This window comes from Vibrio sp. G-C-1 (assembly GCF_021728015.1).
In the GTDB taxonomy this organism is placed as follows: domain Bacteria; phylum Pseudomonadota; class Gammaproteobacteria; order Enterobacterales; family Vibrionaceae; genus Vibrio; species Vibrio splendidus.
In genome coordinates this window covers 40,176-55,846 of record NZ_JAKKCR010000006.1, presented here as the reverse complement: position 1 = coordinate 55,846, position 15,671 = coordinate 40,176, and the positions used below count along the sequence as shown (strand labels likewise).

Sequence of the window (15,671 nt, the reverse complement as noted above, 5' to 3'; positions counted from 1 at the left end):
TGATTTAACCATTCTAAGCTTTTAGCTTGCTGTAGTCTGGAAGCTCTGGCGCAATTTCAAAGTGCTGTTCAATTTGCGGTGATGCTTGAGGGTAAAACTCACACGGAACAAAGGCTTTGAAAAGCTGATTATTAGCCGGATGATAAAAGCTCAGTTCACACGCGTGCAGAGCTAACCTATCACTATAGTTAAACGCATCTGGCGTTGCATAAAACTCGTCGCCAACGATTGGATTCCCTAGTTCCATGCAGTGAACACGTAACTGATGAGAGCGGCCAGTGATCGGCAGCAACTTCAACAATGCCGTTTGAGCCTCTTGTTGCTCCACCACATAGCGAGTCTGTGATGGCTTGCCATCCTCGAAGCACACCTTTTGTCTTGGTCGATTTGGCCAATCACAAATGAGCGGCAGATCAATCAAACCTTCTGCTTCTTCTACTGAACCCCATACTCGGGCGTAATAGAGTTTGTGTGTCAGTCGATATTGAAATTGCTTCTTCAAATGACGCTCAGCTTGTTTGTGTTTAGCGAGCAGCATCAACCCCGATGTCGACATGTCCAGTCGATGCACCACCTGAATCTCCGCAAATTCGACAACCAACCGACTCCACATACTGTCGTAATGCTCTGGCAATCTCCCTGGCACCGAAAGCAGGCCTGCAGGCTTGTTCACCACAAGAATATCGTCATCTTGATAAACAATATCAATCCACGGTTCACACGGTGGTGTGTACTGTTCTAACGCCATTAAAGCCTCTTAATTACTAGTGAATAAATAATTTACGGTTGATTCGTTTATTAATAAATACAATTTTCAACATTTTTGTACATAAAAGTTGACGGCCTTACAAAACATGGTATTGATAGGGTAACGGATAATAAGAAGTCAGCATCAAAGGAAAAATGATGGAAAGTACGGTTAAAACTACCAGCACAAAAACACCAACCTCAGCTCCCCTATCAAGTTTAATTAAGTCTCTTGGCCCAGGCATTATGATGGCCGCAGCAGCGGTAGGTGGCTCTCACTTAGTAGCCTCAACCAAGGCTGGTGCGATTTATGGTTGGCAGCTAGCCGCGCTTATTATCCTCGTAAACATATTTAAGTACCCGTTCTTCAAAGCTGGTATCCAATACACACTAGGAACGGGTCAAAGCTTGGTGGAAGGTTACTCTAACCTAGGCCGCCCATACCTTGTGATCTTTTCGATACTGAGTGCTATTTCCGCAGTCGTGAATACCGCAGCCTTGCTGTTATTCAGTGCGAGCCTACTCAGTTACTTTATTCCTTTCGATTTAGCCACCAGCACCTTGTGCATGATCGTTTTAGCGACCTGTTTGATCATTCTTTTTGCGGGCCATTACCGCGCGCTCGACACTCTCTCTAAAGCGATCATGGCGATCCTGACCATCACAACCTTAGCTGCTGTTGCGATTGCTATTGGCTCTCCAGTCGAACCTGATGCCGCTTTTGTGCCACCATCACCTTGGTCATTGGCAGCTATCGGATTTATCGTGGTGACTATGGGTTGGATGCCTGCGCCTATCGAGATCTCAAGCATCACTTCTATGTGGCTAAAAAGCCAAAAAGAGAAACAAGACGTGACCGCTCAATCAGCACTGTTTGATTTCAATGTAGGCTACATTGGTACGGCATTGCTTGCATTGGTATTCGTTGCTTTAGGTGCTCTGGTACTTCACGGCTCGGGAGTTGAATTGTCTCGATCTGGCGTTGGCTTCACTCATCAGTTGGTCGGTATTTACGCCTCAACAATTGGTGAATGGTCTCGTCCACTGATCGCAATCGTCGCCTTCTTCTGTATTTTTGGCAGTACCATTACCGTTATCGATGGCTACTCACGCGTACTTGCTGAATCACAGCGTCTACTGCTTAAAAAAGAGAGCAGCCCAAGAATGCTACAAGGGTGGATAATCATCGTATCTATCGCTGCGCTAGCAATCGTAATGTTCTTTAGTGCAGCCTTGATGCCAATGCTCGATTTCGCGATGATACTCGCCTTTATCACAACCCCCTTCTTCGCATTACTGAATTTCATTTTGGTGACCAAAGCAGAGCTACCTAAAGCGCTTGCGATTGGCACTAAGCTAAAATGGTTGTCTGTAGCAGGTCTGGTTTACCTATTTGGCTTCTTAGCTCTGTTCGTTTGGTGGAAATGGTTGATGTAATCAGCTCTCCAAATTATTAGCCAAACTGCTAACCGAACTCAGAACTAAACTGTTAACCAAGCTACAGATACAAATAAGGCCTTCGTGATGAAGGCCTTATTTCGTTAAAGCGTAAAGCTAGCGATATTCGAGTTCTTGGCTTAGTTGTGAGAAACCACAATCAAGCGTAACGAATCCAGCTGAACCTGAGCCTTACTGATGTAACCCGTCAGTTCATTGATTTGAGCTTCGATAACTTCTAGCTCTTCATCACGAATGTTAGGGTTCACCGCTTTAAGCGCTTGTAGACGCTCTAGCTCACCGTTCAAGTTGGTTTGCATATCTTTCTGGGCTTGCTGACGAACTTCTTCAACCTTCGGCAGTACATGCGTCTCACCAGCTTCAATTAGCTTGTGAATTTCACCCTGTACTGAATTCACCAACTTGCTTGCCAAGTGACGGTTCACAGGACTTAGCTGACGGTTAAAGCTATCGAACTCAACCTGAGCAGATAAATCGTTACCACGACCATCCATCATCAAACGAATCGGCGTCTTAGGTAAGAACTGGCTGATACCGCTGCGCTTTGGCGCTTGTGCATCAACAAGGTAAACCAGTTCAAGCAGGATAGTACCAACAGGTAGCGCTTTGTTTTTCAGTAGCGATACTGCTGACGCACCCACACCTTCACTCAATAGCAGATCAATACCACCCTGAATCATTGGGTGTTCCCAGCTAATGAAGTTCATGTCTTCACGAGACAGCGCAGTTTCACGATCAAACGTGATGGTTGCACCTTCATAAGGTAGGCCTGGGTAGCTTGGAACCATCATGTGCTCAGATGGCGTTACAACTAGCGCATTTTCACCCTTATCGTCTTGGTTCAAACCAATGGTATCGAACAGGCTCAGTGCAAAAGACACTAGATTAGTATCACCGTCAGTCGACGCGATCTTTTCGGCAATCTCATGCGCTTTTTCGCCGCCATTTGAATGCATTTCTAGTAGGCGATCGCGGCCTTTTTCTAGATCCGATTTCAGGCTTTGGTTTAGCTTCGCTGACTCTTCAATCACTTCATCAAGTTGTTCGGTGTTACCAGAAGCCAACATCTCAATAAGAACATCAGAGTACTTGTCGTAAACTGTGCGACCTGTAGGGCACGTCTCTGCAAATGCGTTCAGACCTTCATCGAACCAACGCGCTAGAATCGCTTGCGATGTGCCTTTTAGGTAAGGAACGTGAATGTCGATATCACGCAGCTGACCGATACGGTCTAAACGACCAATACGTTGCTCAAGCAAGTCTGGGTTGAATGGCAAATCGAACATCACTAACTGGTTAGCAAACTGGAAGTTACGACCTTCAGAGCCGATTTCACTACAGATAAGAACCTGAGCGCCACCCTCTTCTTGAGCAAAGTAAGCCGCGGCTTTATCACGCTCTAGAATTGACATGCCTTCGTGGAATACGGTTGCACGCACACCTTCACGCTCACGTAGCGCTTGCTCTAATTGAAGAGCAGTACTCGCACGAGAGGCGATCACTAGGATCTTTTCGCTGCGCTTATCTTGAATCTTTTCAATCAACCAGTTAACACGTGAATCGAACTGCCACCAGCTTGAATCTTCACCTTCAAACTCTTGGAAGATCTCTTCTGGGTACAGCATCTTCATCGCACGAGCTTCGGGAGCCATTTTGCCACCGATCATGCCTGATACACGCATAGAGGTTGTGTACTGCGTTGGAATATCCATCGGCAGTAAGTTTACATTGCGCTTAGGGAAGCCTTTGATTGCAGCACGTGTGTTTCTGAAAAGAACACGACCTGTACCATGGCGATCCATAAGATTATCAATCAGTTCTTGGCGAGCTAACGCTTGCTCTTCTTCGCTGCTATCGCCCTCGATAACGCGGAATAGAGGCTCAACATCTTGTTCAGATAGAAGCTCAGTGATCTGATTCTTCGCGCTGTTTTCAAGCTTCACGCCAGAGAACAATGCCGTTACTGCATCAGCAACAGGGGCGTATTGGTCTTCTTCTTCCACGAATGCTTCGTAATCGTAGAAGCGATCAGGATCAAGCAGACGCAGACGTGCAAAGTGACTCTCACGACCCAGCTGTTCAGGGGTTGCTGTCAGTAGCAGTACGCCAGAAGTATTTTCCGCTAATCCTTCAACCACTTGGTATTCGCGGCTCGGTTTATCTTGGCTCCACTCAAGGTGGTGCGCTTCATCGACAACCAACAAATCCCACTCACCTTCAAGTGCTTGCTCGTAGCGCTTACGGCTCTTACGTAGGAAATCCAAAGAACACAGAACGTATTGCTGTGTATCAAATGGGTTATCTGACTCAGCGAAGGCTTCAATACAACGCTCTTCGTCAAAGATAGAGAAGTGCAGGTTGAAACGGCGCATCATCTCTACTAACCATTGGTGCTGCAGAGTTTCAGGTACCACAATCAGAATGCGTTCAGCACGGCCAGACAACACCTGTTGGTGAATGATCATGCCTGCTTCAATGGTTTTACCTAGACCCACTTCATCAGCCAGTAAAACGCGAGGTGCGTGACGACGACCTACTTCATGAGCAATGTACAACTGATGAGGAATCAAACCAGCGCGCATACCACACAAGCCACGCATCGGGCTCTTATGTTGTTGGTATTGATTGCTTAACGCGCGGTAACGCAGCACAAAGTTATCCATACGGTCGATTTGACCTGCGTACAGCTTATCTTGTGGTTTGTTAAAGCGGATCTGGTTGCTTAAGAATATTTCACGCAGAGTCACCTCTGTCTCTTGAGTATCTTCACGAGTGCCCAAATAAGTCAGTAGCCCTTTATCTTCGATAACTTCTTCGACAGTTAGAGACCAGCCTTCTTGGCATTCGATGACATCGCCAACATTAAACGTTACTCGGGTTACGGGAGCATCAGTGCGTGCATAGACACGATTCTCTTCTGATGCTGCAAACATTACTGTCACTGTTCGAGCATCCATTGCTACAACGGTACCTAAACCTAAATCGCTCTCCGTATCGCTTATCCAGCGTTGCCCCAAAGCAAATGTCATGAATCGACTACCTCAATCTTATAGTTGGAATTTGGTCATGTTAACTGCAGTTTTAAACAAGAGCATTATCGCGCTTGAACTAAAAATATAGCCAAAGATGCCTAGTTTGCAGCCACTTTTTAAGTGCGCTCTTAATAATAAATATCTCGAGAAAATGGTGCAGAAAAAGGTCGCTAATCTTACTCGATGCTGTGATTTAGGTCACGCCTAAAGGAGATGATTTCATACTTTTTTTCTGTTTTCGCCAGTGCAATCAAACTGTCAAAAAATCATGGGTAATCTATAGGTAGCAGATTGCTGCTCTCAAACGAATACGCGATATTCATTCACAACGATATGGCGATATTTCTCTAGATGAAGTTTAGGTGAGTAGTTGACTATCACCGGAATGAGATACTAATCTTTATATGAGCTTTATCTACGTTCAATGAATGCAAGGCAAGCCGCACGTCGGCAAGGAGATGCTATGGGCGAGACCAACCGGAAGCTATTTGTTTTAGACACTAATATCCTACTTCACGAACCCTTCGCTATATTTTCTTTCCAAGAGCACGATGTCGTTATCCCCATGACCGTGCTAGAAGAACTCGACAGAATCAAAGACAGTAAAAGAGACGTTGCTCGAGATGCGAGAATTGCGATTCGAACGCTCGAAGACTTGTTCAGGGAAGCCACACCAGACCAAATATCGGAAGGCATTCCTTTTTCTAAAGACATAAACGCATCTGGCAGTATTTCAATACTCGCTGATTACGAACTTCAAGAAAGCATCAAAGCGTTCGCCGATGACAAGGCAGGCGATAACCGAATCCTCAACGCAGTCCTCTACCTTCAAAACAAACGCGCGCCACGCGAAGTGGTTCTTATCACGAAAGACATCAACATGCGCTTACGAGCCAAAGGCGCAGGGGTCCGCTTTGTTGAAGACTATCAAACCGACCAATTGATTGATGACATCCAATACCTCACTAAAGGCTTTCAACAACTCGAAGGCTCATTCTGGGATGGCGTCGATAACGTCGAGAGTAGAAGTTTAGGCGGAAAAACGCTGCACACCCTCGCAAGAGCACCTTTCGACCCAACCTTCCTCAACCAATATGTGATTGACGAAGAAAGTGACTTTGCTGGTCGTGTAGAAGAGATTGAGGCCGAACGCATTACGCTCAGAGATCTCAGTAGAGAAAGGTTAATGAACCGCAAGACATGGGACATTACACCTAAGAATGTCTATCAAGGGATGGCGATTGATGCACTGCTCGACCCTGACATCGATCTGGTGATTCTAACGGGCGCTGCAGGTAGTGGTAAAACACTGTTAGCCATGGCTGCCGCACTTGAACAAACCATAGAGCGTAAACAATTCGATAAGATCATCGTAACCCGAAACACGCCCGATATCGGTGAGTCGATTGGGTTCCTTCCCGGCACCGAGGAAGAGAAAATGCTGCCTTGGTTAGCGGCGGTGACCGATACACTGGAAGCTCTGCACAAGAACGATCACTGCACCGAAGGGTCAATGAAGTACATCTGTGACAAAGCCAATATCCAGTTCAAATCGATTAACTTCATGCGAGGCCGCTCAATTCAAAATGCCTTTGTCCTTTTGGATGAGTGTCAGAACCTCACCGCTTCACAAATCAAAACCATCATCACCCGTTGTGGTGAAGGCACCAAGATCGTCTGTTCAGGAAACCTAGCTCAGATAGATTCATCCTACTTAACCCCTGTAACTTCAGGCTTAACCTACATGGTCGAGCGTTTTAAAGACTTCGAAGGCAGTGCCAATATTCACCTCAATGGTGTGGTACGAAGCCGACTGGCCGAGTTTGCTGAAGAGAACATGTAACGGTTCGGTTTAGTAAATCGTACTCCATAAACAGAAAAACCAGAAACAGAAAAGCGCCTCACATTGGAGGCGCTTTTAGCTTTAGCTTTAACTTTAACTTTAGCTTTAGCTTTAACTGCAACTGTAATTTCAACTAGCTTGCTATCACAAATTTGCTGAAGTTGGTCTGAATTACTCAGTACCACCAACCGTTAACGAGTCTAGTTTCAATGTTGGTTGACCAACACCGACTGGTACGCTTTGGCCGGCTTTACCACACACACCAACACCACGGTCAAGGCTAAGGTCGTTACCCACCATAGACACTTGCTGCATCGCTTCGATACCCGAACCGATTAGCGTTGCACCTTTCACTGGGTGAGTGATCTTACCGTTTTCAATCATGTACGCTTCAGAAGCGGAGAACACAAACTTACCAGAAGTAATATCCACCTGACCGCCACCAAAGTTCGGCGCGTAGATGCCTCTTTCAACCGTCGAGATAATCTCTTCAGGAGTATGCTCACCTGGCAACATGTAAGTGTTGGTCATGCGCGGCATAGGAAGGTGTGCATAAGACTCACGACGACCATTACCTGTAGGCGCTACACCCATTAGACGAGCATTAAGCTTATCTTGCATGTAGCCTTTTAGGATGCCGTTTTCGATTAGCGTGTTGTACTGGCCATTAACGCCTTCATCATCGACGTTCAATGAACCACGTAGATCCGTTAATGTACCGTCATCAACAATCGTACATAGGCTTGATGTGACTTGCTCGCCCACTTTGCCAGAAAATACTGAAGACTCTTTACGGTTGAAGTCACCTTCTAAACCGTGGCCTACCGCTTCATGCAGAAGAACGCCCGGCCAACCCGAACCAAGAACGACAGGCATTGCACCAGCAGGTGCAGCAACCGCTTCAAGGTTAACTAACGCTTGGCGGATTGCTTCATCAGCAAATTGATAAGCAACCTGAGAACCGTTAGCATCACTTAAGAAGAAGTCGTAACCAAAACGACCACCGCCACCAGCACTGCCACGTTCACGACGATCGCCTTTCTGAGCAAGTACGCTAATAGACAAGCGAACCAGCGGGCGAATATCACCAGCGAAAGTACCATCAGTTGCCGCAACCAGCATCTGCTCATGTACACCACTTAAGCTTACCGATACTTCAGTTACCATCGGCTCTTTAGTACGAATGTAAGCATCAAGCGCTTTAAGCAATTCTGTCTTTTGCTGCTTTTCCCAGCTTGCTAGCGGGTTTACCGCGTCATAGTAAGCTTGGTTAGAGTTGCGCTTGAAAGCTTGTACCTTGCCGTTTTGGCCTTGCTTAGCGATACCGCGAGCCGCGATTGCACTCTGTTTAAGGCCATCCAATTGGATTTGGTCAGAGTAAGCAAAACCGGTTTTTTCACCAGAGACTGCTCGTACACCAAGACCACAATCGATATTGAAAGAGCCGTCTTTAATAATGCTGTCTTCTAGCACTAATGACTCGTGCCAGCTTGACTGAAAGTAAATATCAGCATAATCAATTTGGCGGGTAGCAATGCTCGCCAATGTATCTGCGATATTTTGCTCCGTCAGCCCTGTTGGGTTCAGTAGCGCTTCTTCAATTTGATTAATGCTCATAAATGGCTCTTGTTTGTAATTAAAATTTATTGGTAAATCGAGAGTGTTGCGCGATTGGCATATTTTGCCTGATTGATTCGCAACTGGATGTGTCTATCTCAACCACCATACTTTTAGGATCTTGGTCTAGCTGTGCGACCACTCGTCCCCATGGATCAACCACCATTGAGTGTCCCCATGTTTCTCTTTGACAAAGATGTTTCCCCCCTTGCCCCACCGCGACAATCCACGATTGTGTTTCGATCGCGCGGCATCTTAATAATGCTTCCCAATGCGCTTGACCCGTTACTGCCGTAAACGCTGCTGGTACCACTATGATTTGTGCACCTTGCTTGCGTAACTCTGAATACAAGTGAGGAAAGCGCACATCATAACAAATACTCAAACCTAAGCGACCAAAAGGCGTTTCCGTCGTCACAACTCGCTCACCCGGCGTGAAAATATCCGACTCTCGATAGCACTTGTGCGCATCGGCGACATCCACATCAAACATGTGTAGCTTATCGTAATGAGTCACTAGGCACCCAAAGTCATCAATCACTAGGGTTGTAGTGGTCACGCCTTCAGTTGTGCTTATCGGCATACTACCAACAACGATCCACATTCGGTGAAGCTTAGCTAACTCAAATAATTTCTGTTGTAGTGGGCCATCACTTAGAGGCTCAGCATACTGGTGATAGTCGGCTTTACTGCCAAAAACTAACGCGTTTTCAGGGCACACAACCCACTTCGCCCCCAACGCTTTGCACTTTGCTACTTCTTGAGCAAGGTAAGCAAGGTTCAATTCAGGGTTAGGGCCAGATGTCATTTGAATCAACCCAACACTATCCATGTGTCTCGCTCCTCTATTCATTATGATTCAGAAATCGGCATTTGACCGTATATTCACCGATGGGCTTGTTATCAACTACTCAGCTAATTTTCTCAATTTTTCGGGTAGCTGGAACTCGCCAGAACTACGAGAAAGCTCACTTACCGTAGGTGAATCCAATGGGCCTTTTACCGAGTAATTCACTTGAGTAAAGACTTCAACCACCGGCGATATAACCGTAGTCACCGCCAATACATACAACGCCGTTTGAGGCGTTACCGCAAAGGCCGTTAATACTGGAATACCCGAGGTAATATCAGGAGTAAAGTTCACCTCAGCATCGACCAAGCGCGTGTTGAGGTTAGCGATTCCTTTGATTTTCATCTCACCTGCGACCGCATCCATGTTCAGATCGTTCGTCAGGAAGATACCATTTTGAATTTTGCCGGTTCCTGTGATGCTATTGAATGCCATGCCTTTATCAAACACATCAGAGAAATCGAGCTGCATCTTACGAATAATCGAATCTAGGCTAAACAACCCCAGTAATCGAGCCGCACCACTGACATCCGAGATGATACCTTTACCAAACTTGGTTTTAACGTTGCCATCAAGGGTATCCATTTTGATCCCCCATGGCGAACCATCCCAGTTCAGTTGGCCTTCTAACTCGAATGGTGCTTTTTGAATTCCGGATGTAATGCCGAAGCGCTCCATGAGCTCGCTATTATTTTCACCTTCAATATCAACGGTTAGCGATGAATGACTCTTGTCACCATTCAGTGCCCACCAGCCACTCACGTCGGCTTTATTGCTCCCGCTTCGAACTTGAATCTTGTTCCACTCAAGCCGATCGTCTTGCCTAGTCAACTCAACATCGACGGTACCGACCTTATAGCCTTGTAGCCAAAAATCGTTCAGCGTTAACTTCAGGTTAGGCATCGCATCATAAATCTCTCTATCTAGCTTAGAGATCAATGGTGCTTCTTGTTCTTTACGTTGAAGTAGTTGCTCTTGGTTTTTCTTATCGCTCCATTCAGGAACAAACAGATGCAGGCGATCCAGAGAAACGGTTAAATCGTAAGGAGGCAGATAATTAATATCTCCTTCGATCTCTTGGCTAGACACTTCCATTTGCCAAGCTTGTTTGTTCTTGCGGGCGCTAAAGTCGACATCATTCCAAGAAATACCACCTAAGATCAGCTCTTTACTCTCAAAGGTAATACGGCTTGGCGCTGGAATGGTTGGCGTGTTCATCTGGCTAAGTATTGCATCTGACGGTTGCACTGGCTCCATCACCACTGATAACCAATCATCAGCATTAAATTTATCCGTACGAATCAACGCATGATGCCCAACGACAGGGCTAATTTTATAGCCACCACGACCCAGCACTAAGTTAGTCGCCGTTAACTCAGGAACATCGCCGGTAATATCAATTTCAGCTTGGTATTTAGTGTTCGGCAGTTGTAGACGCGCGGTAATAGCTTCTTGATTACCTGATGCTTGTAGTCGAGCAGAGCCGCTCTCCAAGGATTTTTTAGCCAATGGATACGGGTAATCACTGGCTAAATATTTAAGATCTGACTGTAAGTCTAACTGGTAGCTAAAACCGATATCGTTAAGTTGAATTTCAATCTGGCTTTGCCATTGCGCATGACCTGACAAGCGACTCATCCACTGTTCACCAATATATGGTTCTAAAGGCTTAACGTCCCAATCGCCCAATACATCAATATCAACGGCATAACCTGGGCCATCATTTAAGCCCTTAAAATCGACAGAAATACCTTGCTTTAATAAATCGGCAGCGAGACCGTTGGCCGTAATCACATCATTATCAAATTCAATACGCCCAGTGGTATTTTCAAGCACCATTGGCGGCGCTTCAATCTCTACATGGTTATCTTTGAGATCAGCATAACCCCATGCTCTTGGCTCTTTTTCGGAATCAAAAGGAATATTGAGTTGGAATTCAGACGATACATCACCACTCACTTGCAGCGCGGTTAGGGCAGCACCCACAGAATCAACCAACGGTGAAGCCGTCATGTAATCACGAACCGCATTACCTGACGCCGTCGCTTTAGCTTCAATTTCAATATGGCCGCCTTCCCCTAAATAAGGAATGCGTCCTGTGATTCGGTCTGCCGTCACATCCATCAATTGAGCGGAACGAGAATCAAGATGCATCGCATCATTTTCAAACAACAGATCAAGTTGTAGATCAGTAATCAGTGGCCAACCGGTATCAAAACTGAACTTAGCGTTCTCTAACCCAACCCAAACTTGGAAAATACCATCGTGATTGGTGTAGGGGTACTGGGCTAATTCACCATGCCAAAGTAACTTAACAGTGTCCGCTTTACCTGCTTGAATCGCAGTAGAAAGGTAATCAGTTAAATCTTGGCCAAGCGCTAATGTCGGTAAGTAACGCCATGTTTCGCCGACATTGTAAGCGTCCGCTTCACCGTAAAAAGACAGGTATGGGCTTGCATCATTCGGGAAGTCCAAGCGAAATGCGCCTAGTACTTGTAAATCTGGCGTGGCTGCTGTGATTTTATCGGACCAAAGCTTCCAACCGCTTTCATCTTGCTGCCAAACAATGTCAACCTGACCTTGTTTGATATTCAAAGGGGCTTGGAATACATCACCATAAGGAAACACATCATCAATCACATGAAGGCTAGCTTTCGCTTGTGACGCCGAGCCAAACACACTGCCTGAAACTTGGCTAAAGCCCGGAACCAACTCCCATTGCTCAATGGCAAGATCACTAAAACTCGCTGAATAACGTAAGCTTTCGATGCCAGAATCCATTGAGACCCGAATATCAGAAACGGAGCCACCAGGCTTCAACGAATTGATCATTTTGGTTGATTGCGCAGAATCTGGCAGCAACTTGATTAACGGGGTAATAGTTTCTACATCAAGCTCAGAAACATTAAGTTCCCACGGGCCTTTATTCCACTTGAAGGCAACATCTAACTCAGGCCAAGGCCTATCATCCGTTCTAAGATTAAGTGAGTGACCATTCACTTGCCATCCATCATCAATTGGAGACAACTTAAACACCCCTGACTCAAGCATCAGATCATGTTGGCCATCTTCGTTCCAAGTCAATTCAGAAGGTAACACCTCAACATACGCACTCACTGGTTTGCTGTTTCTCAAGGTCAGCCAGCTATTCAAACTCACTGTACCGGTTTCAACACCAGACTCAGCCTGCATGTAACGGGTTAGCCATGGTTTAACCGAGATGTTATCTGCACTCACATAGAACTCACCGGTTACATCGGTTAATGAGCCACCATCGATAAAGTTAGCACTTACTGACAACGAGTTAAGATTGGCGTCTTTAATGCTAACAACCCCTTCAGCAAGGTGATGTTTATCTGTGTTTTGCCATTTTAAAATGTCGATATCGAGCTGACGATCTTCGCCCGAAACTGAGCGATAGAGAAGTGAAGAATCTTTAGCGGTCACATCCACCAAAGTTTTCAATAGTAAATTATCCAGCTCTTTCATCACTCGCTTCGAAGAGCCGGGGTCTTTAGGTTCGTCTGTACCGTTTTTCCCAGCAAACAGATCAATTGAGCGAATATCAAGATACATTTGATTCATGACCAGATCGGCCACAACTGGACGCATCTGAACAAGCGATTGAATCAAATCAAACTCGACTTCAACACGCTCAACAGAGAAGGTCACATCTTCTGCATTTGGGAGGCTGGCTTTAACGCCTTGTAGAGCAACAGAAGGGTGAGTGTTACGCCAAAAACCGCCCACATCTTGAATAGAAAACTCAAAACCGGAATGTTGGTTTACCCAAAGCTCAATTTCAGATTGATACTTATTTAAATTGGGTAAGGCTACACGCAGTGTAGTAACAGCAATGGCTAGCGTTACTAAGAGAGTAACCACTAACCATAGACATGCACGAAGAATCAGAGTAACGCTTGAACTCACAAAATATCCATTACATCATAACAACATCAAACTGCTCTTGTATGTACAGAGGCTCAGCTTGGATTTTAACTTGTTTACCAATAAACACTTCAAGCTCCGCAAGCGCATGTGACTCATCGCCCTCTAGTGCTTCGGCAACGGCAGCTGCCGCATAGACCACAAACTTATCAGCGTCATACGCACGATTCACTCGTGTGATCTCTCGAAGGATTTCATAACAAACGGTTTCAACTGTCTTCACACTGCCACGCCCTTCACAGGCAGGACAACTCGAACACAGAATATGCTCAATACTTTCACGAGTACGTTTACGCGTCATCTCAACCAAGCCAAGCTGTGTGAAGCCATTGATATTGGTTTTCACACGATCTTTGTCTAGTGCCGCCTCTAAAGAAGTTAGTACTCGCTTACGATGTTCCTCAGACAGCATATCGATAAAGTCGATAATGATGATGCCACCTAAGTTACGCAAACGCAGCTGACGAGCAATGGCTTGCGTCGCTTCTACGTTGGTGTTGAAAATCGTCTCTTCTAGATTACGACGACCGACAAAGGCACCGGTGTTGATGTCGACGGTCGTCATCGCTTCCGTTTGGTCGATAATCAGATACCCACCAGACTTCAATTCGACTTTACGATCCAAAGAGCGTTGAACTTCGTTCTCGGTATCGTACATATCAAAGATAGGCTTGTCGCCTTCATACAACTCAAGCTTTTCAGTCAGCTCTGGCACGTACTCAGAAGTAAATTCTTTTAGGTTTTCATATTCTAAACGCGAATCGACCTGGATTCGGCTCAACTCAGTACCCACAAAGTCACGTAAGATACGCTGGCTTAGGCAAAGTTCACCGTATAGACGAGTACGAGCTTTATGTTTACCACGGCGCTCTAACACTTTGAGCCATAATCGCTTCAAGAATGCCGCATCTTGTGCCAACTCATTCGAGTCTGCGCCTTCAGCTGCAGTACGGATAATAAAGCCACCGTGTTCGTCACAGTAACGAGACACCACTTTTTTAAGGCGGTTACGTTCAGACTCACTGTCGATACGTTGAGATACGCCCACATGGCTTGCACCCGGCATAAAGACCAAATAACGAGACGGTAAAGTAATATCAGTCGTTAAGCGGGCACCTTTGGTACCAAGAGGATCTTTGACGACTTGAACCACAATGTCTTGTCCTTGGCGAACAAGCTCAGAAATGTCACGAACCTGAAATTGCTTCTTTTCGTTTTCAGCGACACATTCAGTGTGTGGAACAATATCAGAGGCGTGTAGAAAAGCTGCTTTCTCAAGGCCTATATCCACAAAAGCCGCCTGCATTCCCGGAAGAACACGGCTTACACGTCCTTTATAGATATTTCCTACGATACCGCGTCGAGCATCTCGTTCGACATGGATCTCTTGAAGAGCCCCCCCTTCAATCATGGCCACGCGAGTTTCACTCGGGGTCACGTTCAGCAACAATTCAGCACTCATGGTGCACCTCAGATTAGTAATTATAAGAATTCTTGCAGTAGCTGGTCCGTTTCATATAAAGGCAAGCCGACAACGGCGTAATAACTACCTTCGATTCGGGTAACAAAGCGCCCACCCAAACCTTGGATCCCATAGCTACCGGCTTTATCGCATGGCTCCCCTGTTTGCCAGTATTGTTCTATTTCTTGTTCACTGAGGGGTTTAAACCATACGTCGGTAATAATGATTTCTGTTCTTTGTTTTTCTTCTGAAACCACAGAAACCGCCGTCATCACTTGGTGACGCTCGTTTGCCAACTGAGTAAGTTGGCGCTTAGAGTCGGCAAAATCGGTGGGTTTCTCGAGCACTTGCCCTTGGCTTACGACGACTGTGTCAGAACCAAGAACGACTGTTTCAGAATCAAGAGAAATAGCATCAGAGCCAACAGCTACGATGCCAGAGCCAACAGCTACATTATCAACACTAGAAACTACATTATCAGAACTAGGAACGACATGCTGCTTTTCAGAAGGGTTATCTTTCAATAAAGACAACGCAGCTAAGGCTTTATCTAAAGATAGTCGCTTAACGTACTCTTCGGCGGTTTCTTGGGCGTGTTTACACTCTTCAACATCAGTTACAAGGACAGAAAACTCATAACCAAGTTGAGATAGCAGTTCTTTGCGGCGTGGTGAACCGGATGCCAAAACTAAATGCTTCTTTTCCATTGTCACT

The 15,671-nt window shown here is 45.8% G+C and carries 9 protein-coding genes; 2 read left to right on the top strand and 7 right to left on the bottom strand.

The features are described from left to right. Positions 1 to 13 precede the first annotated feature (13 nt). On the bottom strand, positions 14 to 748 hold the full coding sequence (rluA, locus tag L3V36_RS10740) for a bifunctional tRNA pseudouridine(32) synthase/23S rRNA pseudouridine(746) synthase RluA (protein WP_017095273.1): 735 nt from the start codon (positions 746 to 748) through the stop codon (positions 14 to 16). A gap of 158 nt (positions 749 to 906) precedes the next feature. Between rluA and L3V36_RS10735 the strand changes: the two genes are divergently transcribed. Then, positions 907 to 2,184 carry a divalent metal cation transporter gene (locus L3V36_RS10735; RefSeq protein WP_102441783.1) on the top strand — a complete coding sequence of 426 codons (1,278 nt, stop codon included), beginning with the start codon at positions 907 to 909 and terminating at the stop codon, positions 2,182 to 2,184. Between the two features lie 140 nt (positions 2,185 to 2,324). Here L3V36_RS10735 and rapA read toward each other — a convergent pair whose 3' ends face one another. Then, positions 2,325 to 5,234, bottom strand: a complete 2,910-nt coding sequence (rapA, locus tag L3V36_RS10730) for an RNA polymerase-associated protein RapA (RefSeq protein ID WP_017080869.1) — start codon at positions 5,232 to 5,234, stop codon at positions 2,325 to 2,327. Positions 5,235 to 5,700: 466 nt separating this feature from the next. Between rapA and L3V36_RS10725 the strand changes: the two genes are divergently transcribed. Then, a complete protein-coding gene (locus tag L3V36_RS10725; protein ID WP_004735919.1) occupies positions 5,701 to 7,080 on the top strand; it encodes a PhoH family protein in 1,380 nt (459 codons plus the stop codon). Positions 7,081 to 7,251: 171 nt separating this feature from the next. On the opposite strand, the gene tldD is transcribed toward L3V36_RS10725, so the two are convergent. From tldD to L3V36_RS10700, 5 genes are all read right to left on the bottom strand, one after another. Further along, positions 7,252 to 8,697 carry a metalloprotease TldD gene (tldD, locus tag L3V36_RS10720; RefSeq protein ID WP_004735920.1) on the bottom strand — a complete coding sequence of 482 codons (1,446 nt, stop codon included), beginning with the start codon at positions 8,695 to 8,697 and terminating at the stop codon, positions 7,252 to 7,254. 19 nt (positions 8,698 to 8,716) lie between these two features. Continuing rightward, a complete protein-coding gene (locus L3V36_RS10715; RefSeq protein WP_017096104.1) occupies positions 8,717 to 9,529 on the bottom strand; it encodes a carbon-nitrogen hydrolase family protein in 813 nt (270 codons plus the stop codon). Between the two features lie 75 nt (positions 9,530 to 9,604). Beyond that, positions 9,605 to 13,477 (bottom strand): YhdP family protein, encoded by a 3,873-nt coding sequence (locus L3V36_RS10710; protein ID WP_208774766.1) that lies wholly within the window; start codon positions 13,475 to 13,477, stop codon positions 9,605 to 9,607. 10 nt (positions 13,478 to 13,487) lie between these two features. Next, positions 13,488 to 14,957, bottom strand: a complete 1,470-nt coding sequence (gene rng / locus L3V36_RS10705; RefSeq protein WP_004735923.1) for a ribonuclease G — start codon at positions 14,955 to 14,957, stop codon at positions 13,488 to 13,490. Between the two features lie 20 nt (positions 14,958 to 14,977). Further along, a complete protein-coding gene (locus L3V36_RS10700) occupies positions 14,978 to 15,664 on the bottom strand; it encodes a Maf family nucleotide pyrophosphatase (RefSeq protein WP_208774764.1) in 687 nt (228 codons plus the stop codon). Positions 15,665 to 15,671 lie beyond the last annotated feature (7 nt).

Coding starts and splice junctions, on each gene's coding strand:
- rluA (WP_017095273.1), bottom strand. CDS start 748: ATGGCGTTAGAACAGTACACACCACCGTGTGAACCGTGGATTGATATT.
- L3V36_RS10735 (WP_102441783.1), top strand. CDS start 907: ATGGAAAGTACGGTTAAAACTACCAGCACAAAAACACCAACCTCAGCT.
- rapA (WP_017080869.1), bottom strand. CDS start 5,234: ATGACATTTGCTTTGGGGCAACGCTGGATAAGCGATACGGAGAGCGAT.
- L3V36_RS10725 (WP_004735919.1), top strand. CDS start 5,701: ATGGGCGAGACCAACCGGAAGCTATTTGTTTTAGACACTAATATCCTA.
- tldD (WP_004735920.1), bottom strand. CDS start 8,697: ATGAGCATTAATCAAATTGAAGAAGCGCTACTGAACCCAACAGGGCTG.
- L3V36_RS10715 (WP_017096104.1), bottom strand. CDS start 9,529: ATGGATAGTGTTGGGTTGATTCAAATGACATCTGGCCCTAACCCTGAA.
- rng (WP_004735923.1), bottom strand. CDS start 14,957: ATGAGTGCTGAATTGTTGCTGAACGTGACCCCGAGTGAAACTCGCGTG.
- L3V36_RS10700 (WP_208774764.1), bottom strand. CDS start 15,664: ATGGAAAAGAAGCATTTAGTTTTGGCATCCGGTTCACCACGCCGCAAA.